The sequence below is a fragment of the Bordetella sp. genome, from assembly GCF_057362025.1.
Genome location: NZ_JBMQQZ010000005.1, coordinates 1 through 22,657, shown reverse-complemented (window position 1 = coordinate 22,657; position 22,657 = coordinate 1). Strand labels below are relative to the sequence as shown.

Sequence of the window (22,657 nt, the reverse complement as noted above, 5' to 3'; positions counted from 1 at the left end):
TGCTACCGGGAGGGGAGAGCAAAAAAATTGCTGATTTGGCCCCACGATCGCGCGATATTGGAATGCCCTTGCGCGATCGCTTCGGTTGCCCCTATTCGCCGTCGATGACCGGCACTTCGTAGGCCCGCACGGGCGGCGCGGCGCCGTGCCATGGTTCGACGTCGACCAGGGCCGACAAGGCGCTGCTGCCCTGGGCCAGTTGCGAGGTGCCGATATCCGGCGTCAATACGTTCGGATTACCGTGCCGCTCCAGCGTCGCGTCGTCGGCGTCGAACCAGGCCCCCGTCGACATGACGAGCACCCCCTGCATGACGCCGTCATCGACGATGGCACCCGCCAGGCAGGCGCCGCGCCCGTTGTGGATCCGTACCAGCGCGCCGTCGCCGATGCCGCGTGCCGCGGCATCGGCGGGATGGATGCGGACGGGCTCCCGGCCATGGATCTTGCCGGCATGGGACAGGGCGGCGGGGTCCAGCTGCGAATGCAGCCGATGCGCCGGTTGGCTGCTGACCAAATGCAGCGGGCTATGCCGTGCGGCGTCCGCGCCCAGCCACTCGGACGGCGCGAGCCAGGCCGGATGGCCGGGGCAATCGTCGTAGCCGAAACCGGCAATGCGCTCGGAATACAGCTCGATGCGGCCCGACGGCGTTCGCAGCCGGTGCGCGCCTGGATTGCGGCGGAAATCCTCGAACAGCACGAAGTCGCGGCGCGGCGGTGGCAAAGCCACATACCCTTGTCGCCAGAATTCCTCGAACGGCGGTGCGCCGGGCAGGTCGGCCGCCCGCGCCCAGCGGGCCCGCATAACTTCGTACATGTGTGCGAGCCAGTGCCAGGCGTCGCGGTTTTCGGTATAGGCGGTCTCGTAGCCGCCCATCGCAGCCAGTTCCCGGTAAATGTCGAAGTCGTCCCGGCTCTGCCCCTGCGGCGGCAGGGCGCGGTGCATCGCGAAGACATAGCCGTCACGCGAGGATGCGCCGATATCGTCGCGTTCCAGCGTGGTGGTGGTCGGCAGCACGATATCCGCCCGTCGCGCGGTGGGTGTCCACCAGGTTTCGTGGACGACGATGGTTTCCGGCTGCTGCCATGCGGTTTGCAGGCGGTTCAGGTCCTGGTGGTGGTGGAAAGGGTTGCCGCCCGCCCAGTAAACCAGGCGCACGTCCGGATAGCGGTATTCCTCGCCGTTGAACCGGTACGGCGCGCCCGGGTGCAGCAGCATGTCGGCGACGCGGGCCACGGGTATGGATCGCGCCGCGGGGTTGCGGCCCTCCGGCAGCTCCGGCACCGCGGCATCGACGCGCGGGTTGCCCGCGCTATTGATGGAGCCCAGGCCGAAACTGAATCCACCGCCCGGCAGGCCGATCTGCCCGAGCATGGCGGCCAGGGCGATGCATGCCCAATAGGGCTGCTCGCCATGGTGCGCGCGCTGCAGCGACCATGTGCAATTCACCAGCGCACGGCATCCCGCCGCGTCCAGCGCCAGCCGCCGTATCCGTTCCGCCGGTACGCCGCAGATTGCCGAGGCCCATTGCGCATTTTTTGCCTGTCCGTCGCTATCGCCACGCAGATAGGCCGCGTAGCGCTCGAAGCCCTCGCAATAGCGGGCCAGGAAGTCGGCGTCGTGCCGGCCGGATTCCAGCAGGACACAGGCCATGCCTATCATTAGCGCCGCGTCGGTATTGGGCCGTATCGGTATCCATTCGGCGGCGATGTCCGCCGGCATGTCGCCGCGCGTGGGCGAAATAACCACGATGCGCGCGCCGCGCGCGGCCGTGCGCTGCAGCCAGTGGGCGGTCGTGTGCTCGCCTGCGCCTCCCGCGATGACCTGCGCGTTGCGCAGCGGCATGCCGCCGAAAGCCAGCACCAGATCGGTGTGCCCGGCCACGCTGCTCCAATCCGTGACCTTGCCGGTAAGCGGCTGCCAGGTGCCGATCACGTGCGGCAGCAGGAACTGCGCGGCGCCCCAACTGTAATTGCCGACCTGGTCGGTGCAGCCGCCGCCGGCATACAGGAAGCGGCGGGTCTGGCTCATGGCGTTATGGAAGCGGCCGGCGGAGGCCCAGCCGTAGGACCCGCCGAAAATCGCCTCGTGACCGTGCGCGGCGCGTACCCGTGCCAACTCTTCATGGACCAGCTTCAGCGCGGTATCCCAGCCGACCTCCACATAGCGGTCGGTGCCCCGGCCTTCTCCCGTGCCGCGCCGGCGCAGCCATCCTTCGCGCACGGCCGGCCGGGCGACGCGCAGGGGCGAGTGCACCATCTCCGGCATGGTGTGGATCATGGGGGAGGGAGCCCGGTCGCGGTGGAAAGGCTCGCAGGCGAGCAGGCGGCCGTCGCTTACCACGGCGGTGTAGGCGCCCCAATGCGATAGCGAGGGATAGCGTTGGACGTCGGCAGGCATGATCCCGGTGGTTTAACACAAACCCCGGGGGCGGGCCTCCGATGGACGCGGCTCCCCGGAAAGGGCAAGATGGCGCCCGACGCGGAGGAAATTCCATGGATCAGACCGATATCAAGATCCTGAGCCTGTTGCAGAAAGACGCCGGTTGCTCGGTCGCGGAAATTGCCGAACAGGTCAATCTGTCGGTGACGCCCTGCTGGCGCCGCATCCAGAAGCTGAGGGAGGACGGCGTCATCGCCCGCAATGCCGTGCTGCTGGATCCCAACGCCCTGGGCTTGAAACTGACGGTGTTCGTGACCATCAAAACCAGCCAGCACAGCGTCAAATGGACGCGCCGACTGATCGACGCCGTTCAGGCCTTGCCCAATGTGGTCGAATTCCACCGCATGGCCGGGGACATCGATTACCTGTTGAAGGTCATGGTGGAAGACATGGCGGCCTATGACCGCTTCTACCGCCGGTTGATCGAAGCGGTGGACCTGCTGGACGTCAGTGCCAGCTTTTCCATGGAAGTGATTAAAAGCACCACGGAACTCCCCCTGGACGGCCTGTAGGGGATGCGTAGGGAAAAGCTTTTCGTTGTGGCTTCACAACGGGAATGCAATTTTCTTTTCAGTTGATTCCAGTACCGTCAACTTGCAAGTTTTTTTCTCTGGCGTGGGCGTACGATCTTCATCGTTCAACCTCGCACGCCGATAGAGATAGACCAGCATGTCCGCGGTTCCTTCCGACGATCCCGCCGCACCGTTTCCCGCCGCCATGCCTGTCGCCGGAGCCGGGCGCGGGGCTACCGGGCAGTCCACCTTACCGCCTGGATTTCCCGGATGCTGGAACGGCACAGACGATCTCTGGGTGTTTGCCTACGGCTCCCTGATCTGGCGGCCCGGCTTTGCCTGGCAGGAGCGGCGGCTGGCCAGCATCCACGGGTATCACCGGTCGCTTTGCCTTTGGTCGCGTCATCACCGCGGTTCGGACCTGGTGCCCGGACTGGTCTTCGGGCTGGACCGAGGCGGTTGTTGCCGGGGCGTCGTCTTTCGCATCGGCGCCGCCGACGTGCCGGCCGCTTTCTCGGCGCTATGGGAGCGCGAGATGATAGGCGAGGCCTACACGCCCCGCTGGCTGACCTGCCATAGCGAGCAAGGCCAGGTGACGGGCCTGGCATTCCTTTTGAATCGGGCCTGCGCGGACTACGCCGGCGACGTCGCCGAGGAGCGGCGGCTGGACATCATCCGTACTGCGGTCGGCCGTTCCGGCGCCTGCCTGGAGTACGTGCTCGAAACGGAGCGCGCTTTGCGCGACCATGGCATCAGCGATTGCCGCCTGGGCGAACTGGTGAAGCGGCTTACGCTGGCATTCTGAGCCGTCCGGGCTTCAGAAGGTCCACTTCCCGAACATGAACAGCACGTTGCCATTGCCTTTTCCGCCGGGGATGTAGGTGGCGTAGAAGGTGGCCTTGTCATAGCCCACCGACGCCAGCGGCAGTATTCCCGGGAAGGGGATGTAGTGGAAGATATCCTGGCGCGCCGTCAGGAACGCGGTGTAGCCGATGCCGAAGCGCCAATTCTGGCCGACGCGGCCTATCTTCTGGTAGCCGTAGCCCGCGATGGGTTCGACGTGGCCGTGCGAGTCCAGGAAGGCCATGCCGTACAGCCCCTGCCAGTCGCCGTCCTCGTCGTAAATACCTTTGCCCCAGCCGCCGCCCCAGCTTTCCTCGCGGAAAGACTTGATCTTGTCGGCGGAGTACGCCGCGCGGTTATGCCACGCGTACCCGCTTAAATAAAGCTCGTCGTTGCCCTGGGTCCATATCTGGTCCAGGCGGGCGCAGGCGCTTTGCGCCCAGTCGGGCACGTTATCGCAGGCGTGTGCCCCGAAGGGCAAGGCGGCCGAAGCTGTCAGTAACGCGGTGGCGCTGGCACGCCGGGCGGCGCGGACGAAGGAACGTTTCATTGCGGAAAACGATAGTTGGTGAACGTCATGTGACACCGCGGCGGCATGGAAGTGCCTGCACAAACTGGCGCGTCCGCAAGCGATTGCAACGGCTCGCGGCTCCTTGCCAGGTATGCCGTTGATGAGTCGTGGAAGCCGCGTGCGGATGCCGGGTGGGGGACTGTCCTGGCGTTCCTACAGCAGGAACACCGTTGCCAATCCCAGGAAGATGAAGAAACCCAACGAGTCGGTGGCGAAGGTCAGCAATACCGAAGACCCGATCGCGGGATCCTTGCCGAATCGATCGCGCAGCATCGGCACCAGCACGCCGACCGATGCGCCGACCAGCATATTGCAGATCATGGCCGCCATCATGACCAAAGCGATGGACACGGAACCGGAGATCGTCCACGCGAACAGTGCGGCCACCAGGCTGCCGCACAAGCCCACCAGCAGTGTCACCAGCAGTTCGCGCTTGACCAGCTGCCACAGGTTGCGGCCGGTGATGCGGCCAACCGCCAGGGCCCGGATGATCATGGTCATCGTCTGGTTGCCGGAATTCCCGCCGATGCCGGCAACGATGGACATCAGGAAGGCCAGGATGACGATATGGCTGACCGTGTTTTCGAAGCGGGAGGCGACGAATGACGCCGTGGCCGCCGTGCACAGGTTGAACAGCAGCCAGGGCGCCCGATTGCGCAAGGCCATCGCGACGGGAGCGAAAATATCCTCTTCCTGCAGGCCGGCGCGCGACAGGGCCTGTTCCTGCGAGTCCTCGCGCATGACATCCACGACGTCGGCGATGGTTACCCGTCCGATCAGGCGGCCCTGGTCGTCCACCACGGGGGCCGAAACCAGGTCGTATCTTTCGAAGGCCCCCGCGGCGTCGGCGTCCGAGTCCAGGGCTGCCAGCGTCAGGTAGTCCGTGGTCATCACGTCGCGTACGGCGGTTTCGGGCTCGCTCACGAGCAAGGTCGACAAGGGCAGAGTGCCTTGCAGCTTGTCCTGGCGGTCGACCACGAAAATCTGGTCGGTGTGATTGGGCAGTTCATGCAGGCGCCGGAGGTAGCGCAACACGACTTCGAGGGTCACGTCCTCGCGCACGCGCACCATCTCGAAATCCATGATGGCCCCGACGCTGTCTTCGGGGTACCCCATGGCCTCGAGCAATTGCGCGCGCTCTTCGTCGGTCAGGCCTTTCTGCACTTCGGCCACGACGTCGGCCGGTAGATCGGGTGCCAGGTCCGCCAGTTCGTCGGCGTCCAGATTTTCGGTCGCCGCGACCAGGTCCTGCCGGTTCATCGTTTCGATCAGCGACTCGCGGACCCAATCCTCGACTTCCAGCAGGACGTCGGCATCGTGTTCCGAGCTGACCAGTTTCCAGACGGCCTGTCGCTCGTCCTTGGGCAGCGATTCCAGGATGAATGCGATGTCCGACGGATGCAGGGCGTCGACCAGTGCCTTCAGCTCGGCTTCGTGCTGTCGCTGTACCAGTTGTTCGACCAGGTCCTGGCGCGTGTCGCCCTCTTCCTGCCGGTGCACCAGGCTGGCGACCAGTTCCTGCCGGCGCAGCAATTCCTGCACTTCGGCGAGCGCGTGCTGGGCGTCCTCGGGATCCAGGCGGCGCGGCGCAGCGGCCGGTTTGTGTGGAAGATCGACTTCGGTCATGCGCGCGGCGTCCGTTATAGCGCGGGCAGGGGGCGGCTGCGGCGGGCATCGTCCGTCGCGACATAGACCAGGGTGGCTTCCGTGACCTTCACGACTTCCGCGTCCAGGCGCTGGCGCTGCGCGTAGACCTCGACGTCTACGGTGATGGAGGTCGTGCCCGTCTTCACGATATCGACGTAAAAACTCAACAGATCGCCGACGAATACGGGTTCTTTGAAGATGAAGCTGTTGACCGCAATGGTGGCGACACGGCCGGCCGCGCGTCGTGCCGCCGGGATCGAGCCTGCGATATCGACCTGGGCCATGATCCAGCCGCCGAACACATCGCCATGCACGTTCGCATCGGCGGGCATGGGCATGACGCGCAGGACGGCCTCGCGATGAGCGGGCAGGGCAACGAATGGCGAGGTTTTACTGGCGGACATGAACCGGCTCCTGACGGACAACCGGCCGATTATGACGGAAATTCGTCCCCGTCGCGTGACAACCGCCCGATCGTTCAGCCGACCAGCCACACCAGGCCGTAACCGCCGAAAATCAGCCACAGGTACAGAATGAAACCCAGGGCGAGCACGCGCGGTCCCGCCTTGCGGATCTGGCCAAAGCGCGTTTCTATTCCGAGCGCGGTCATCGCCATGGTCAGCGCGAAGACATCCAGCCTGCGCAGTTGCGCCAGCGCGTCGGCGGGCAGCATATGCAGGGAATTGACAACGGCCAGGGCCAGGAATCCGATGGCGAACCACGGAATGGGCAGGCGCGCCGCGCCGGCATGGGTCGCGTCGGACCTGGCGCCGGCGGCCCGGCGCAGCCACAAGCCCAATACCAGCAGCACCGGCACCAGCAGGGCGACGCGCGTCATCTTGACGATGGTCGCGACCTCGGTGGTTGCCGGATCCACATTGCTCGCGGCGCCGACGACCTGAGCGACTTCATGGATGGTTCCGCCGATATAAATACCCAGATGCTGCGTATCCAGGTGCAGCCAGCCGGCGTGATAGAACACCGGATAAAGAAACATCGACAGGGTACCGAACAGCACGACGGTGGCGACCGCCACCGCACTTTTGTGCGGCTGGGCGCGCAGCGTGGGCTCGAAGGCCAGCACGGCCGCGGCGCCGCAGATGGCGCTGCCGGCCGACGTCAGCATGGCGGTATCGCGGTCCAGTCCCAGCAAGCGCTGGCCCACGACGGTGCCGATCGCCAGCGTACTGACCACGACTGCCACCGAAACCGCCAGGCCGGGCAGGCCCACGGCGGCGATTTCCTGGATGCTGATATTCAAGCCGTAGAATGCCACCGCGATGCGCAGCAGCCGGCGCGCGGCGAAATTGACGCCGGCCCCCCATTCGTGCGGCATGGTGCCCCGCAGAAGGTTGCCATACGCCATGCCGCAGACGATGCCCACGACCAGCGGCGAAAAACCGAGGTTGCGCAGAAAGGGCAGGTCGGCCAGCTGGACGACCGCGACGGACAACAAGGCAACAAAGAAAACGCCATTCAGCTTGTCGCGCCATGGCGTGGCCACAGGCAGGCCGGCGGTGGTGGTGTTCATGATGGGATTCCTCGGCCGGAGGCGACGGGGACGCCCGTCCCTGTCATGACTGCGCCGCCAACCTTAATACCAGGTAGTAATGTAGGCGCCGGGGTATCATTTGAAAAATTATTAATTCGGATGTTAAATATCCGAAATTCCGATATCTTTGCGTGCCCGCGGGCACAGTCGTCCCGGCCAGCCTAGCTGTCCTCGCCTTGGCGTGCACCCACCATGACTCCTGAACAACTGCTGACCTTCGCTTATGTCGCCGAGACGGGCAATATCAGCCGCGCGGCCGAACTGTTGCATCTATCGCAACCGGCGGTTTCCGGTCAGCTGCGCGCCTTGCAGGAGTGGTTCGGCGAACCCCTCTATCGCCGCAGCGGCCACGGTATCGCCCTGACCTCGGCGGGCGATAAGCTGGTCGAGCATGCGCGCCAGTTGCGGCAGGCCTATGCCTTGGCGCGGGGCGTACGCGACGCATGGCGGGGCATCGCGTCCGGCTCGTTGCGGCTGGGCGCGAGTACGACGCCCGCCAGCTACGTATTGCCCGGCCTGGTCGCCACATTCCGCGCCCGTTACCCGGCGGTGGCGTTGCAGCTGTCGGACGGCAACACTCGCGAAATCGTCCAGCGCCTGGCGCAGCTGGACATGGCTTTCATCGAGGGCGATGTCCCGACGGGACTGCCCGCCGATACCGCCGTCTATGAATGGCGCGCCGATGAGGTGGTGGCCGTGGTGCCGGCCGACCATGATCTGGCTCGGCGCGGCCAGGTTCGGCTCGCGGACCTGGCCAAGTATTCGCTGGTGATGCGGGAGCAGGGGTCGGGCGTCAGGGGTCTGGTCGAGCGCGCCTTCCATGCCGAAGGCCTGGTTCCCGACGTAGCGCTGGAACTGGCCGGCGTCGAAGGCGTCAAGCAGGCCGTTCGCGCCGGGCTGGGTATCGGCTTCGTGTCGGTCATGTCGATGCGCCACGAGGATGGGGCGCTGGTCGCGCTGCGGATCGGCGGCGGGGGCTTGAGCCGCATGCTCAGTATCCTGTTGCCGCACGCCTCCGCCCCGGCCCGCGCGGCCTCGCTATTTCTCGAAATGTGCCGTGCCTAGCGTGCTCCCACCTCGACTGGCCGGCTCAAGCGGGCCAGGGCCAGGCGGACCCAGTACGTGGCGCCCAGTCCCAGCAGGTCATCATTGAAATCGTAGCTGCCGTTATGCAGCATGCAGGGGCCCATTCCATGGCCCGCCGTGCGGTGTTCGCCCCAGCCATTGCCGATCCAGACATAGCAGCCGGGAATCTCCTGCAGCATGAAGGCGAAATCTTCGGCGCCCATCGAAGGCTGCACATGGTCATCGACGCTGTCTGCGCCGACCAGCTCGCGCAGCACGTCGGCGCATACGGCCGCCTCGGCGGGATGGTTGATCGTCGGTGGATAGTGCCGCTGGAAGTCGAAGTCCACGTTGCATCCCAGCGCGGCGCAAGTATGCACGGCGATATCGCGCATGCGCTGTTCGATCAGATCGAGCGATTCCATCGTGAACGTGCGCGCCGTGCCCCGCATGACGGCCTCGGTGGGCACAACGTTGTCCGCGCTGCCGGCGTGGATCTGCGTGATGCTCAGGACGGCGGCATCGAGCGGATTGCGGTTGCGCGTGATGATCGTCTGCAGCGATTGCGCCAGTTGCACGGCGGCCATGACCGGGTCGACCCCCAGGTGCGGCATCCCGGCGTGCGATCCCTTGCCTGAAATCGTGATCCGGAAATCGTTGCTGGATGCCATGATGGGCCCCGGCGTCAAGCCGAACGAGCCTTGCGCCATGCCGGGCCAGTTATGCATGCCGAATACCGCTTCCATGGGGAATTCGCGGAACAGGCCGTCGTCGATCATGCGTTTGGCGCCGCCGCCGTGTTCTTCGGCGGGCTGGAAAATGACGTGGACCATGCCTTCGAAATCCCGGTGTGCCGCAAGATAGCGGGCGGCTCCCAGCAGCATGGCCGTGTGTCCGTCGTGCCCGCATGCATGCATTTTGCCGGGATGCCGGCTGGCATGCTCGAATGTGTTGATTTCCTGCATCGGCAGGGCGTCCATGTCGGCGCGCAAGCCGATCGCGCGTGTGCCGCCGGCATTGCCGCGTATGGTGCCGACCACGCCGGTGCCGCCCAGGCCACGGTGTACTTCGATACCCCATTCCTGGAGTTTGGCGGCCACTACGTCGGAGGTCCGGAATTCCTCGAAGCACAGTTCCGGATGGGCATGCAGGTCACGGCGTATGGCGGCGAGATCCGCCTGCCAGGCGACGATGGGTTCTAGCAGTTTCATGGAGCACCGTTGGGTTGCACGCCCGTGCGGGCGCGGCAAAAATAGGGCAGGCCATCAGGCCGGAGACGCCCTGCACGCCGCAACGGACGGCGGGGCGGCTGGACGATCGAGCGTATCATCAAACCCGGCCTTATTAAATTGGAGACATCTACCATGCAGCGTCCATGGCTGGCCGAATATCCCGCGGGGGTCCCCGCCGAGGTTTCCGTCGACGGCTACGTGTCTCTGGTGGACTTGCTGGACCGGGCATGCGAGCGTTACGCCAGTCGGGTCGCCTGTACGGCGATGGGAACGGACATTCTCTACGAGGCGCTGGACCGCCATGCGGAGTGCTTTGCCGGATGGCTGCAGTCGCTGAATCTGGAACGCGGCAGCCGGGTTGCCTTGATGCTGCCCAACGTTCCCGCTTATCTGGCCTGCATGCTGGGAACATTGCGCGCTGGCCACGTATTGGTCAACGTCAACCCCTTGTACAGGCCGGTGGAGCTGCAGCGGCAGCTTTCGGACAGTGGCGCCCAGGTCATCGTCGTCCTGGAAAACTTCGCGCACACCCTGCAGGACGTGCAGGACCGGGGAGACCTGCGCCACATCGTTGTCACCGCGGTAGGAGACCTGCTGGGCGGGGTCAAGGAAACCGTCGTGAACCTGGTGGCCAGGCACGTCAAAAAGGCCGTGCCGGCATGGCGCATCGACGGCGCGCTGCCCTTGACGCGGGTCCTGGCCATTGGCCGCCGGCATGGATTCGAGGCGCCGGTCCTGTCGATGGACGACCTTGCCGTGCTGCAGTACACGGGCGGTACGACCGGCACGCCCAAGGGCGCGATGCTGACCCACCGCAACCTGGCGATCAACGTTTTGCAAACCGAAGCGGTCGCGTGGCCCGCATTGCACGACGTGGCCGGTCAACTGACCATCATCAGCGCCTTGCCGCTCTATCACGTCTTTGCGATGACTGTCTGCGGGCTGTACGGTATGCACGCCGGCATGCGTAACCTGCTTATCCTGAATCCGCGCGACCAGCCCGCCCTGATCAAGGCATGGCGCGATGTGCCGGTGAATATCTTCCCCGGCGTCAATACGCTGTTCAACGCCCTGGCCAACAATCCCGCCTTCGCCGCGCTGGATTTTTCCGCCTTGCGCCTGACATTCGGCGGCGGCATGGCGGTGCAGAGTACCGTGGCCGAGCGCTGGCGCGCCATGACGGGCCGGCCCATTATCGAGGGCTACGGCCTATCCGAAACAGCACCGGTGGCGGCCGTCAATCCCACCGATACGCTGGACTTTTCCGGCTCCATCGGTCTGCCCGTGCCTTCTACGGATGTGGCGATCCTGGACGATGAAGGCCGGCCGGTGCCCGAGGGCGAACGTGGGGAAGTTTGCATCAAGGGACCGCAGGTCATGCGCGGGTATTGGCAACGGCCGGAGGAAACTCGAGAGGTCATGACCGCGGATGGCTATTTCCGTAGCGGCGATATAGGCACCATCGACGCACGAGGGTACATCCGCATCGTCGACCGCAAGAAAGACATGATCACCGTGTCGGGCTTCAAGGTGTACCCCAACGAGGTCGAAGACGTCGTCGTCGCCCATCCCGATGTCCTGGAGGTTGCCGCCATCGGCGTGGAGGACGAGCGCTCCGGCGAAGTGGTCAAGGTCTTCATCGTGCCGCGCAGCGCCGCGCTCTCGCAGGCGGAAATCAACGCATGGTGCCGGGAACGGCTGACGGGGTACAAATGCCCGCGTGAAGTGGAGTTCCGGGCCGAGCTGCCCAAAAGCAACGTCGGCAAGATCCTGCGGCGCGAGCTGCGCGGCGACGCCGGGCGGCCGGCCGTCGCGCCTGCTCAGTCGTCGGCCGTGCGCCCGACCGTCGTGCCCTAGCGGATTTCTATTGCGAGCGGTACGGGTCCGGCGGTGTGTTTCAGACCGCCGGTTTCTTGATCAAGTGCGGCGCGATCATGGCCTTCAGCGCGGCGGCAACCGAGGGGTTTCCTGACACGACATAGCCGCCGATGGGCCAGCTGTCCACGCCGTACATGTCTTCGGCCACGCCGCCGGCCTCGCGCACGATCAGTGTTCCCGCCGCGACATCCCACGGCGCCAGCCCCATTTCCCAATAGCCGTCGTAGCGGCCCGCCGCGGTCCAGGCCAGGTCCAGCGCGGCGGCGCCCAGCCGGCGCACGCCGCGCGTCGTGTTGATGGCATCGTGCAGCGTGGGCATGTATTGCTGCGCGAACGAAAAGTCCCGGAAAGGGAAGCCGGTGGCGAGTACCGCGTCGTCCAGCGTCTGCGTGCGCGAGCAGGCGATCCGATGGCCGTTCAGCCATGCGCCCACGCCGTAGATGGCGTTGAACAGTTCTTCCCTGCAAGGATCGTAGACCACCCCCACGACGGGCGTATCGACAGCCAGCGGCGCGCCCGCGCCCACGCGGGTTCCCGCATGCGCGATTAGCGCGATGGAGACAGCGTAGTGGGGGATGCCGTGCAGGAAATTCGTGGTGCCGTCCAACGGATCGATGTACCAGGTCGCCACGCCATCCACCTTGCCACCGGTTTCCTCCGCGACGATGCCGTATTTCGGTGTGCGCTCGCGCAATTCCTCGATGACGGCGGCTTCCGCTTCGCGGTCGGCCTGGGATACCAGGTCGTTGCGAGCCTTGCGGTCGATCACCAGATCGGCGCGGTGATGCGCGTACGATTGCAAAATGGCGGCGCCGGCGTGCGCGGCTTTCACCGCGGCGTCCAGGGCCGCGCACAGGTCCAGCTGCGCGTTGGGAGAGTGGGCTTGCGCGGAGGGTTGCATGCTTGTCTGGCGATAGATAATCAGGGTTTGGCCGCGGCGCGGTGCTTCGGGTAGCGGGATCGCTGCCCCATAGCCCGATTCTACGCCGCGCATTGAATCTTCACGATGCATAGTCCATGTTCGAGCCCTCCACTGTTGCTTATCAGCCGTTGAATCCGGCCGAACCCTTCCTCGATGCGAGCGGTGTCCCCCGCAGCCGCGAGTTCGGCGACGTTTATCACGCGGCCGACGGCGGGTGGGCGCAGGCGCGCCATGTATTCCTTCAAGGCAATGCTCTGCCGCAGCGCTGGCAGGGGCGCGCCGGGTTCACCGTCTGCGAGACCGGATTCGGCCTGGGTTTGAATTTTCTCTCGCTGTGGCGTGCCTGGCGGGACGATCCCCGTCGGCCGGCCCGTCTGCACATGGTGTCCTTCGAGGCGCATCCCTTGCGCGCCGACGACCTGGCAGCCCTGTTGCGTCGATATGCCGCGGACGGTGCCGTGCCGGACCTGGCGGACGAACTCATCGCGCAATGGCCGCCCCTGTTGCCGGGCGTTCACCGGCTTGAATTCGAAAACGGCGCGGTGACGCTGACGCTGGGATTCGGCGATGCGGGCATCATGGCCGCGTCGCTCGAGTTCGTCGCCGATGCATTTTTTCTGGATGGCTTCGCGCCCGCCCGCAACCCGCGGATGTGGACACCGGAATTGATGCGCGCGCTTGCCGCCCACGCCGCGCCGGGCGCCACGGCGGCGACCTGGTGCAGCGCAGGGGCAGTACGGCGGGCGCTGCAGGACGCCGGCTTTGCGGTGAAAAAGCGTCCGGGCTTCGCGGGTAAGACACATATGACGGTGGCTACCCATGCGGGTGTCCGGACGGCCGCCGATACGCCGCCGTCCGGCGTCGCCGTGGTCGGCGGCGGCCTCGCGGGGGCCGCGATTGCCCAGGCGCTTCATCTGCGTGGTGTTGACGTGACCGTATTCGATGCGCAGGGCACGGCATCGTCGCATCGCGGGCATGTCGCCGCCGCGCTGACCCCGCTGGTCGCGCGCGACGACAACGCGCGGGCTCGCCTGTCGCGGGCCGGCAGCCTGCGCGCTTTGGCCCGTTGGCGCACCCTGCCGGAGGATGCCCGGCCATGGCAGTGCGGCACGCTGCAGTTATCGCGCGATGCCGGACGCGCCGCGGATGCCGCGTCCGTGCTGCAGGCGCTGGGCTTTCCGGAAACCTGGGTACGCCGCGTCGATGCGGTCGAGGCCGCCGAGCTGGCCGGGCTGTCCGTATCGCGCGGCGGGCTCCACTTCGCGGCGGGCATGCTCGTGCGGCCGCATCCGTTGATCCAGGCGCTGGCGGCGGCACCCGGCATCCGGCATGTACAGGCGAACATCCGGCGCCTCGATCATCGATCCGGCACATGGCGGCTGTATGCGGACTCTGGCGCCGAAGCCGGCCAGGCGCCCGTCGTCGTACTGGCCAACGCGCTGGACGCGCGCGATGTCCTGCACGCCAGCGGCCTGCTCGCCCCGCTGCCGCGCGTGGCCCAGATGCATGCCCTGGCGGGCGAGGTCACCATGCTCTCGGACCACGGTCTTGGGGGCGGCCCGCGCTGCATCGTCGGCGGAGAGGGCTATCTGCTGCCTGCCGTGCAGGGATGGTGCGTAGCCGGCAGTACCTATGCCCATGGCGCCACGGAAAGCCGCGTCACGGCGGCGGGTCAGGTCGTCAATATCGGCAAGGCCGCCGGGTTGCTGGCGGAGCCGGACGTACTGGCGCCATATGTCGCCGCGGCCGGCACGTTGCCGGGCTGGGCAGGATGGCGCGCCGTCCTGCCGGGCCGGCTGCCGGCGGTCGGCCCGGTCTCTCATGCCGACGGACTTTATCTCGCCACGGGTTATGCCTCGCGCGGTTTGAGCTGGGCCGCGTTGGCGGGCGACATCATCGCGGCACGATTGTGCGCCGAGCCCGCCGTACTGGAATCCGAACTTCTGGCCGCCATCGCGCCGCGCTGAGCGCTTGCCGCGGATAATGCCGGCTGGTGCCGAAGCCGGGAATTACCGAGAATTGACGGTTTTTGGGGGGCTGATGACGCGCGGTGGCCCCGGTGCGCGGCGATGGCGCGTGGTCAGGTGAGCGGCCGCTTCGGCGTCAGCCATTGTCTGGCCGGGCTGTCAAGCTGCGGCACCGCATGACGCAATTCCAATGCCGAGTTTATTTCAGGCGCCAAATCCGTCAAAATAGCGCCTTTTGGTGCTTTTTGGCTAAGCGGGGGATGCTCGGTGCCGCCCAACTTCGATTTTGCGCATACAAATCAACTCGAAAGCATCGAGTTGTTAACTGCCCGCCCTAGCCGAATCGACTTCGATACGGGCGACGGTTTGCGTTTTGTGGTCGAAGCCCACGCACCGGGGGTTTTCCGGGTCCGCTGTGGTCATCCTCATGCGCTGGGCGACGAAAAACCCAGCACGCGGGAAAAGGCGATTGCGGAAATGCTGCTGGCCCGCCAGGAGGCCGTCGGCGAAGCCACCGTCGTGCCTCGCGATGGCGGAGGCTGGCGCATCGTCCAGGGCGAAACCGCGCTGGAGGTCTTGACCGATCCGGTGCGTATCGCCCTGTTCAAGGGCGACAACCAGGTTTTCATCTCGGACGACTCCGAGCAGGCGCCCGGTTTTGGCCACAACGCGCTGGACGAGCCCGGCGAAGCCGTCTGGACGGTCAGCTTCGCGCTGGACGCCGCGGATCGGATTTACGGCCTCGGCGAAACCCCGGGGGACCTGAATCGCCGGGACGAAAACGTCGTTTCCGACGATCCCGAACATCGCGCGCTGCCGCTGGCGTGGAGCCCCACCGGCTGGGGCGTCTACGTCAATACCGTGCGGCGGGTGCAGCATGCCCTGGGCGCGGCACCGGCCGATAACGCCTACGTTGTCACGGTGGATGACGCCGTGCTGGACGTGTTCTTCTTCGTCGGCGAGCCCGCCGAAATCCTGAACCAGTACACCGCCCTGACCGGTCGGGCCGGCCAGCCCGTCCTGTGGGCCATGGGCGTCTGGCTACGTCAGGCCGAAGGCGAAATGGCGACGCAGACCACCTCGCTGGTCGAGCGCCTGCGCGCTCATGAACTGCCGCTGGATGCCGTGCAGCTCGCGCCACCGGCCGCCTGGACATTCCAGGCCGACAAGGCCCAGGTGGAATGGGACGCCGCCCGTTTTCCGGATGCGCGCCAGTTGTTCGCCTTGTTCCACAAGCATCATGTGCATGTATGTGCGCCCGGCTTCCCGGGCGTCCTGCGCCATACCCCCTTGTTCGAGGAACTGGAAGACCGCGGCTGGCTGCTTGCGCGCGACGACGGCAATGCCCAGGTCTTCGACGGCAATAGCGTGTCCGGCGGGCAGCCGTTCGGGCTGCTGGACCTGACCAACCGCGACGTTTATGCGTTCTGGGCCGAACGCCAGCGCCAGTTGATCGAAGACGGGCTGGATGCGCCCGCCTGCGATATCCAACTGGCCATCCCGGACGGTATCACCGCCCGCGGCGGCGAATCGGGCCCCGCCCTGCGCACGATCTATCCCTTGCTGGCGCGGCGTGCGCTGTTCGACGCCGTGGCGGGCCACAAGGTGCCGCCGGAAGGGGTGGTGCCCAGCACCGATCTCTTCCCGGCCGCCCAACGTTTGCCGTGGCAGAACGGTCCGCGTGTCAGCAACGACTGGGATGGCCTGGAACACACGCTGCGTACGGCGCTGTCCATCGGCGCCAGCGGCCTGCCCGTGCAGGTCCATTCCATCGGCAATGCCGCGGCGCCCGCGGACGCGATGACACCGGAGCTCTACCTGCGCTGGCTGACCTTCGGCGTGTTCTCATCCAACTTCTTCTTCGAAGGGGTGGAAAAGCTCATGCCGTGGGCCTTCGGCGAGGAAACGCTGACCCATGCCAGGACCTGGCTGCAGTGGCGCTACCGCCTGATTCCCTACGTGCTGGGTGCCGTGGAAGATGCGGTGCGTACCGGCCTGCCGGTGCAGCGTTCGATGGCCATGGCTTTTCCCAATGACGCGGACGCCCATGCCTGGGACCTGCAGTATCTGCTGGGGCCGGCCTTGCTGGTTGCCCCCATCGTCAAGCCGGGCAACGAGGTGCGCGTTTACCTGCCCAAGGGCGAAGCATGGTGGGACCTGAACACCGGCCATCGTTACGAAGGCGGTTCGGTCTGGACCGTCAACTGCGACATGGGCCAGTATCCCGTCTTCGGTCGCGAAGGCCACATGCTGTGCCTGGGGCCGGCGGCGCATCACACGGGCGAATTCAATTCCGCCCGTATCCTCGATGAAGTCTGGATGTTCGGCATGCCGATGCACAATCCTGTCGTCATGCGCAACAAGATCCGCGTCATGCAGATGCAGGGGTCCAGCTACATCAAGGGCCTGGAAGGCCTGCGCATCCTTCCGTCCGAAGGACTGGAGGTCAAGCGCCGCGGCGCCGAGGTCCGTATCTCCCGCGCCCGTTGATCCCATCCGGCAGCCCACCCCGCCATACCCGGCGGGGCGGGCCTGCGCGCGATTTATAATCAAAAGTTATAAAGCCGGCACGAAACAGTCGTTCTGCTTCGTAACGCGCTCGTTCACAATGTCGTCGCGCCATGATTCACATCAAGAACCTCCACAAGACCTATGCGACACCGCATGGTCGCTTCGAAGCCCTGCGCGACATCACCCTGCATATCGCGCAAGGTGAAGTGTTTGGCATCATCGGGCCCAGCGGGGCCGGGAAAAGCACGCTCGTCCAGTGCATCAACCTTCTGGAGCGCCCCGACGCGGGCACCATCGCCATCGGCGACCAGTGCCTGACCGGACTGCCGGAGGACCAGCTGCGGCAACAGCGGCGGCGCATCGGCATGGTCTTCCAGGGCTTCAACCTGCTGTCGCGTCGCACGGTGTACGGCAATGTCGCCCTGCCGCTGGAAATCGCCGGCGTGCCGCGCGACGATATCCCTGCCCGCGTCGAGCGCCTGTTGAAGCTGGTCGGGCTGGAGCATCTGCGCAATCGCTATCCGGCGCAAATCAGCGGCGGCCAGAAACAGCGCGTGGGTATCGCGCGCGCCCTGGCGAATGAACCGGATGTGCTTCTCAGCGATGAAGCCACCTCCGCACTCGACCCCGAGACGACCCACAACATCCTGGCGCTGCTGCGCGATATCAACCGGCAGACCGGCATCACAGTGGTGATGATTACCCATCAGATGGAAGTGGTGCGCGAGGTCTGCGACCGCGTTGCCGTGCTGTCGGAGGGCCAGGTCGTCGAAATGGGAAGCGCGGCGGAAATCTTCGCCACGCCGCGCCATGAGGTCACCCGGTCCATGGTGTCTGCGGCCACCTCCAGCGACCTTACCGACGCGACGCTGAAGGCCCTGCAAGCGCGCATGCGCGACGCGGTCGCGGCACGGCCCGATACGGCCGTGCGCCTGTTGCGCCTGTCCCTGGGCGGGAGCCAGGGTACGGGCGATCTCATCTCCCATCTATCCCGTCATTTTTCATTGGATGTCAGCCTGATCCAGGCGCGCATCGAGGACGTGCAGGGTGTCGCCGTGGGTACGGCGTTCGTCCTGGTCCAAGGCGCGCCGCAATCCCTGGACCAGGCATCGTCCGACCTGGCGACGCGTGCCGTCGCCGTGCAAGAGCTAGCCCATGAGCCCGCAACAACTGATCGACGCTCTCACCACTTCGCTGCTTGAAACGCTTTTGATGGTCGGCGTGTCCGGCTTCATCGCGGTGCTGGTGGGCATACCGATAGGCGTGGTGCTTGTCGTGAGCAGCCGCGGCGGGATGCTGCAGCGCCCGGGTGTGAACCGCGTGCTCGCGGCTATCGTCAACGCCACGCGGTCGCTGCCCTTCATCATTCTGATGGTTTACATCATCCCGTTCACGCGCCTCGTGGCGCAGACTTCCATCGGCACCACGGCGGCCATCGTTCCCCTGTCCGTCGCCGCCATCCCGTTCATGGCGCGCATCGCCGAGAACGCCTTGCGCGAAGTCGATCCCGGTCTGATCACCGCGGCACGCGCGATGGGCGCATCCCCCGCGCAGATCATCGCCAAAGTGCTGCTGCCGGAGGCGCTGCCGGGCCTGGTTGCCGGCGTCATGGTCACCATCGTCAGCCTGATCGGCTATTCGGCGATGGCCGGTGTCATCGGCGGGGGGGGACTGGGAGACCTCGCCATACGCTACGGCTACCAGCGCTTCCAGTCCGACGTCATGACGGCGGTGGTCGTCGTCCTGATCGTGCTGGTGCAAGTCATGCAAAGCCTTGGCGACTGGGCCGTTCGGCGCATGTCGCATCGTTAACTCGCAGCTAAGGACGCTACGCAATCATGAAGTGCAACGCTATCAAAATCTTCGCCGTGCTGGCCCTCGGGGTCGGCCTGGCCGCCACATCCGCCGCGTTCGCGCAGGGCAAGCCGCTGAAGGTCGGGGTGACAGGCGGCCCACACGCCGAGATCATGGAAGTCGTAAAAGCGCAGGCCGCCAAAGAGGGCCTGCAAATCAACATCGTCGAATTCGCCGATTACGTGACGCCGAACGTGGCGCTCGCGGCCGGCGATCTGGACGCCAATAGCTACCAACACCAGCCTTACCTGGACAACGCCAATGCGGATCGCGGCTACAAGCTCGTCAGCATCGCCAAAACCGTGATCTTCCCGATCGGCATCTACAGCAAGAAGGTGAAAAGCCTGGATGCGTTGAAAGAGGGCGCCCGCATCGGTATTCCCAATGATCCGACCAACGGCGGCCGTGCCTTGCTTCTGCTGCAGGACCAGGGCCTGATTAAGTTGAAGGCCGGCGTGGGACTGAAAGCGACACCTCTGGATATCGCTGAAAATCCCCGCAAGCTGCGGTTCATCGAGCTGGACGCCGCGCAATTGCCGCGTTCCCTCGACGATACCGACGCCTCGGCGATCAATACCAACTTCGCCATGCAGGCGGGCCTGGACCCGAAGCGCGACGCCATCGCGCAGGAATCCCCGAATTCGCCCTACGCCAACGTGATCGCCGTACGCGAGAAGGACAAGGACCGTCCCGAATTCGCCAAACTGGTGGCTGCATATCATTCGCAGGCGGTCAAGGACTTTATTCAAACCAAGTACCATGGTGCCGTGGTCGCGGCCTGGTAAGCCCCCCTTCGCTTTGACAAGCCTGGGGTCATAGGTCATAATCGCGGGCTTCGGTTGGGTCGTTAGCTCAGTCGGTAGAGCAGCGGACTTTTAATCCGTTGGTCGCGCGTTCGAGTCGCGCACGACCCACCAAAGAATCACTGTGGTATCAAGCAATTAACGCAGCCCTGGCCGGCTGCGTTTTTTCTTCCTCGGTCGAGATTGACCAAAAGTTGACCGCCTGGGCATGGTGGGCCAAATGCGACGGCGCGAGGTGGGCATACTTCTGCACCATCTCCAGCGTCTCCCAGCCACCCAGCTCCTTGAGCGCGAGCAACGGGGTGCCATGCTGGACGTGCCAGGAGGCCCAGGTGTGGCGCAGGTCGTGAAAGTGGAAGTCCTCTATTCCGACCACCTTGCAGGCTCGCTTCAGGACGCGCGCATCGGTCTGGCTAATCTTGCGGATCTCACCGTCGCGTGACGGCCGTTCGAAAACGTACTTCTTTGCCTTGGAGATGCGTCGCTCCAGCACACTCAGTGCGTCGCCGTTCAGCGGCACCGAGCGGGCGTAGCCGGACTTGGCCTGTTCGGCGACCACCCAGGCATTTGCCTGCGGCAAATCGACGTGCCGCGGCTGCAACGACAAAAGCTCGTCCTCCCGCATGCCAGTGGCTACCGCCACCAGACTGACGTCTCGCATCCATTCCAGAGTCATCGCGCCGATCAGGCGTGCGATTACCGCCGGTGGTTCCCAGCGTACGCGCTTGTCCGGTTCCTCGAACTTGCTCAACTTCGGCGCCTTGGTCAACCATCCCCATTCGGCGGCCAAGTGCAGGGTGCGCTGGATCGTCGAAAGGTAGCGGTTCTTGGTCGCTGCTTTGACGGGCGTGGGTTTGCGGTGCTTGTGCGTGGTATGCGTCGGCAACTTCTGCATGATGTCGCCAGCGGTTAAAGAGCGAAGCGGCGTAGACCCGCCCAGGGCGTCACGCCAGTACGTGATGTGTCTGACCTTGGCGTCATAGTCGCTTTGACCTTCCGACAGCTTCAGCATGCCCAGGGCTGCCTCATCCAGGGTGTGGTCCGGCTCTTCGCCCAACTTCTCCTGGCGCCATAGTTCGGCCTTCAGTCGGTCGTGGTATTCCTGCGCAGCTTTCTTGTCGGTCGTGCCAGTAGAGCGTCTAACTCTTTGGCCGCCTGGCGTGCGGAGGTCAAGCTGGTAGACGCCGGAATCGGGGTCTTTGCGGATTGGCATTCCGTATCTCCACCGACCCGCAGGTTTAACCGGGTCAGATTGGAACGTTTTTCGGTCAAGGTGGCAAGTCGGGATGGCCACACCCGCCAGACGCGGGAGCCCGGCAGGCGGAAGGCGATCTCTCGCCGGCGGGCAAAGACGGTGCTGTACGACAGGTGCAGCCGTTCGGCCGCCTCCTGGAGGGTGAGGGCGATTTCAGCTTCCATCATGCCTACCCTCGGGAACCGCCGAATCATTCCCTGCCACAAATTCTCCGTGGACCAGCCGATCCTGGCCGGAGACTGACGTAGCCTTTCCCTCGGTCTTGGTAGGTCCACTATTCGTCTTCATTTCGTACGCTCCATAAAATTAATTGCACTTATGCGTTCTGGGTACGTGTCGGAAGTGCGCACGAATGGGCGTGCTGAAATACGTCTCCGACGCCAAACGCGGACATCCGAAGTTTCTACGGGAATGGCGGTATCGGCCCGCCCGACGCGGCGTCCCACTGCCACCAGTTTCCGGCGCCATATGTCTCGTCGTAGTACGAGGTCTTCTTTTCCTTGCGGGCCAGATATTCCGGGTCTGTCAGGCCCCATACCTCCATCGGCAATGCGCGCCCGCGGTCCTTGAGCCAGAAGTCGGGGAAGACCTGGTCCTCGCCAGCATCGAATCGCAGAGGTTTTTCGAAACGACGTTGGGCGGCGACTAATGCGCTGGCGACTGCCGCCTCGTATCCCGAATCGATGGGAATCCATTGCTGTGTCACGCGCATGAGGCCCGCATCCACCACCTGGGCTCGCATGACACCTGCTGCTGGCCGCGGCGCATCGGTCTGTGCAATTGCCACGACCTGGTCGCCCGACATCCACCCGTTAAGTTCTCCCTCGAAGCGGCGCTTCAGCACGTTCCAGCTGTCGTCGGAAAGCGAAAGATGGGGAATGCCATGAAAGCCCGCGATCGGTAGACGGATCATACTTTCCATCCCCGCCTGGTACTGGGTCAGCGGCGCGATTACGACTAGGCGACGGCGTTGGTTCATCGCCTCGATCGCCTTGGCCTTGTTCAAATCTGCCTGCGCCCCAGCAGGCGCCGATGTGGCGATGACAAGATTGCTGGACAACCGCACCCGACCTGCGTACGTAGTGCTCGCAACGCGCAGCAGGTGGTAGTGCAGTACACCGAGGTTTCGCTTGTCTTGCATCGAGGGCGCCCATACATTGAGCGCAGCTGCCGTCCACAGGTAGTGCAGCAGCCCCAGCAACGTCATGCTGGTTTGCCCAGACCGAGCCCGGGCCGTCGGTGAGCGCTTCTTGTCCTCTACTGAAGAATCAGCATCTTCCGGTGCCGATGATGCCTTCTGTTGGAGGCCGACCTTGAGCTTGATCTTCGTGCTGCCGTCGTCGAGTTCTTGAACAACACCGCGACGATATGATCCCAGTCCCGACATCCCGGGATCCACGCCGTAATAGACGCAATCCTCACTGTGTTCAGGGCCTGTTTCAGGGAATCGGGCCAAGTGGAACCGATCGGAATTCGAACGACTGTGTATGGAGAGGCGCTTGTCGCCGGAACCGGGGCATAGGCAGCGTACCTCGGCCTTTCCGTGGGAAAGTAGGAGCACGCGCTTCCACGCTTCCGCGTACCGCGGATCCATCTGAAACTCGG

General features: G+C 65.0%; 18 protein-coding genes and 1 tRNA gene. 10 read left to right on the top strand and 9 right to left on the bottom strand.

Translation table 11 applies throughout. From position 1 onward, the window contains the following. Positions 1-91: 91 nt before the first annotated feature. Complete coding sequence (locus tag ACO1P8_RS02590) at positions 92-2,398, bottom strand: molybdopterin-dependent oxidoreductase (protein ID WP_486294372.1); 2,307 nt, start codon at positions 2,396-2,398, stop codon at positions 92-94. 95 nt (positions 2,399-2,493) lie between these two features. On the opposite strand from ACO1P8_RS02590, the gene ACO1P8_RS02585 reads away from it, so the two are divergent. Beyond that, positions 2,494-2,952 carry an Lrp/AsnC family transcriptional regulator gene (locus tag ACO1P8_RS02585; protein WP_094843552.1) on the top strand — a complete coding sequence of 153 codons (459 nt, stop codon included), beginning with the start codon at positions 2,494-2,496 and terminating at the stop codon, positions 2,950-2,952. 157 nt (positions 2,953-3,109) lie between these two features. Next, positions 3,110-3,757, top strand: a complete 648-nt coding sequence (locus ACO1P8_RS02580) for a gamma-glutamylcyclotransferase (RefSeq protein WP_486294371.1) — start codon at positions 3,110-3,112, stop codon at positions 3,755-3,757. Between the two features lie 12 nt (positions 3,758-3,769). Here ACO1P8_RS02580 and pagP read toward each other — a convergent pair whose 3' ends face one another. The 4 genes from pagP to ACO1P8_RS02560 form a co-directional block, all read right to left on the bottom strand. Beyond that, positions 3,770-4,345, bottom strand: coding sequence for a lipid IV(A) palmitoyltransferase PagP (pagP, locus tag ACO1P8_RS02575; protein WP_486294370.1), 576 nt, complete (start codon positions 4,343-4,345; stop codon positions 3,770-3,772). A 174-nt stretch (positions 4,346-4,519) separates the two neighbouring features. Then, positions 4,520-5,992, bottom strand: coding sequence for a magnesium transporter (gene mgtE, locus ACO1P8_RS02570; protein WP_486294369.1), 1,473 nt, complete (start codon positions 5,990-5,992; stop codon positions 4,520-4,522). Positions 5,993-6,006: 14 nt separating this feature from the next. Continuing rightward, on the bottom strand, positions 6,007-6,417 hold the full coding sequence (locus ACO1P8_RS02565) for an acyl-CoA thioesterase (RefSeq protein WP_094843548.1): 411 nt from the start codon (positions 6,415-6,417) through the stop codon (positions 6,007-6,009). 74 nt (positions 6,418-6,491) lie between these two features. Continuing rightward, a complete protein-coding gene (locus tag ACO1P8_RS02560; protein ID WP_486294368.1) occupies positions 6,492-7,544 on the bottom strand; it encodes a YeiH family protein in 1,053 nt (350 codons plus the stop codon). 213 nt (positions 7,545-7,757) lie between these two features. Here ACO1P8_RS02560 and ACO1P8_RS02555 point away from each other — a divergent pair, with 213 nt between their 5' ends. Next, positions 7,758-8,630, top strand: coding sequence for a LysR family transcriptional regulator (locus ACO1P8_RS02555; protein ID WP_486294367.1), 873 nt, complete (start codon positions 7,758-7,760; stop codon positions 8,628-8,630). On the opposite strand, the gene ACO1P8_RS02550 is transcribed toward ACO1P8_RS02555, so the two are convergent. After that, positions 8,627-9,841 carry a M20 aminoacylase family protein gene (locus tag ACO1P8_RS02550; RefSeq protein WP_486294366.1) on the bottom strand — a complete coding sequence of 405 codons (1,215 nt, stop codon included), beginning with the start codon at positions 9,839-9,841 and terminating at the stop codon, positions 8,627-8,629. The two genes, ACO1P8_RS02555 and ACO1P8_RS02550, sit on opposite strands and share 4 nt — an antisense overlap. Positions 9,842-9,994: 153 nt before the next feature. Between ACO1P8_RS02550 and ACO1P8_RS02545 the strand changes: the two genes are divergently transcribed. Further along, positions 9,995-11,719, top strand: coding sequence for an AMP-binding protein (locus ACO1P8_RS02545; RefSeq protein ID WP_486294365.1), 1,725 nt, complete (start codon positions 9,995-9,997; stop codon positions 11,717-11,719). A gap of 40 nt (positions 11,720-11,759) precedes the next feature. Here the strand turns inward: ACO1P8_RS02545 and ACO1P8_RS02540 are convergent, their stop codons facing one another. Continuing rightward, positions 11,760-12,641 carry an inositol monophosphatase family protein gene (locus ACO1P8_RS02540; protein WP_486294364.1) on the bottom strand — a complete coding sequence of 294 codons (882 nt, stop codon included), beginning with the start codon at positions 12,639-12,641 and terminating at the stop codon, positions 11,760-11,762. A gap of 116 nt (positions 12,642-12,757) precedes the next feature. On the opposite strand from ACO1P8_RS02540, the gene mnmC reads away from it, so the two are divergent. The 6 genes from mnmC (at position 12,758) to ACO1P8_RS02510 (ending at position 19,911) form a co-directional block, all read left to right on the top strand. Continuing rightward, positions 12,758-14,629, top strand: coding sequence for a bifunctional tRNA (5-methylaminomethyl-2-thiouridine)(34)-methyltransferase MnmC2/FAD-dependent 5-carboxymethylaminomethyl-2-thiouridine(34) oxidoreductase MnmC1 (gene mnmC / locus ACO1P8_RS02535; protein WP_486294363.1), 1,872 nt, complete (start codon positions 12,758-12,760; stop codon positions 14,627-14,629). Positions 14,630-14,896: 267 nt separating this feature from the next. Further along, positions 14,897-17,119, top strand: coding sequence for a glycoside hydrolase family 31 protein (locus tag ACO1P8_RS02530; RefSeq protein ID WP_486294362.1), 2,223 nt, complete (start codon positions 14,897-14,899; stop codon positions 17,117-17,119). Positions 17,120-17,250: 131 nt separating this feature from the next. Next, on the top strand, positions 17,251-18,342 hold the full coding sequence (locus ACO1P8_RS02525; RefSeq protein ID WP_486294361.1) for a methionine ABC transporter ATP-binding protein: 1,092 nt from the start codon (positions 17,251-17,253) through the stop codon (positions 18,340-18,342). Next, the gene (locus ACO1P8_RS02520; RefSeq protein WP_486294360.1) at positions 18,296-18,952 is read left to right on the top strand and encodes a methionine ABC transporter permease; all 657 of its coding nucleotides are present in this window, start codon (positions 18,296-18,298) and stop codon (positions 18,950-18,952) included. Before ACO1P8_RS02525 ends, ACO1P8_RS02520 begins: the two co-directional genes overlap by 47 nt. 26 nt (positions 18,953-18,978) lie before the next feature. Beyond that, positions 18,979-19,779, top strand: a complete 801-nt coding sequence (locus ACO1P8_RS02515; protein WP_486294359.1) for a MetQ/NlpA family ABC transporter substrate-binding protein — start codon at positions 18,979-18,981, stop codon at positions 19,777-19,779. Between the two features lie 56 nt (positions 19,780-19,835). Beyond that, positions 19,836-19,911 (top strand) — tRNA-Lys (locus tag ACO1P8_RS02510). A 16-nt stretch (positions 19,912-19,927) separates the two neighbouring features. Here ACO1P8_RS02510 and ACO1P8_RS02505 read toward each other — a convergent pair. Both ACO1P8_RS02505 and ACO1P8_RS02500 read right to left on the bottom strand, forming a co-directional pair. Then, positions 19,928-21,010 (bottom strand): tyrosine-type recombinase/integrase, encoded by a 1,083-nt coding sequence (locus ACO1P8_RS02505; protein ID WP_486294358.1) that lies wholly within the window; start codon positions 21,008-21,010, stop codon positions 19,928-19,930. Between the two features lie 445 nt (positions 21,011-21,455). Further along, positions 21,456-22,657 (bottom strand): DUF1173 family protein (locus ACO1P8_RS02500; protein ID WP_486294357.1); only part of this gene is annotated, 1,202 nt, incomplete at its 5' end.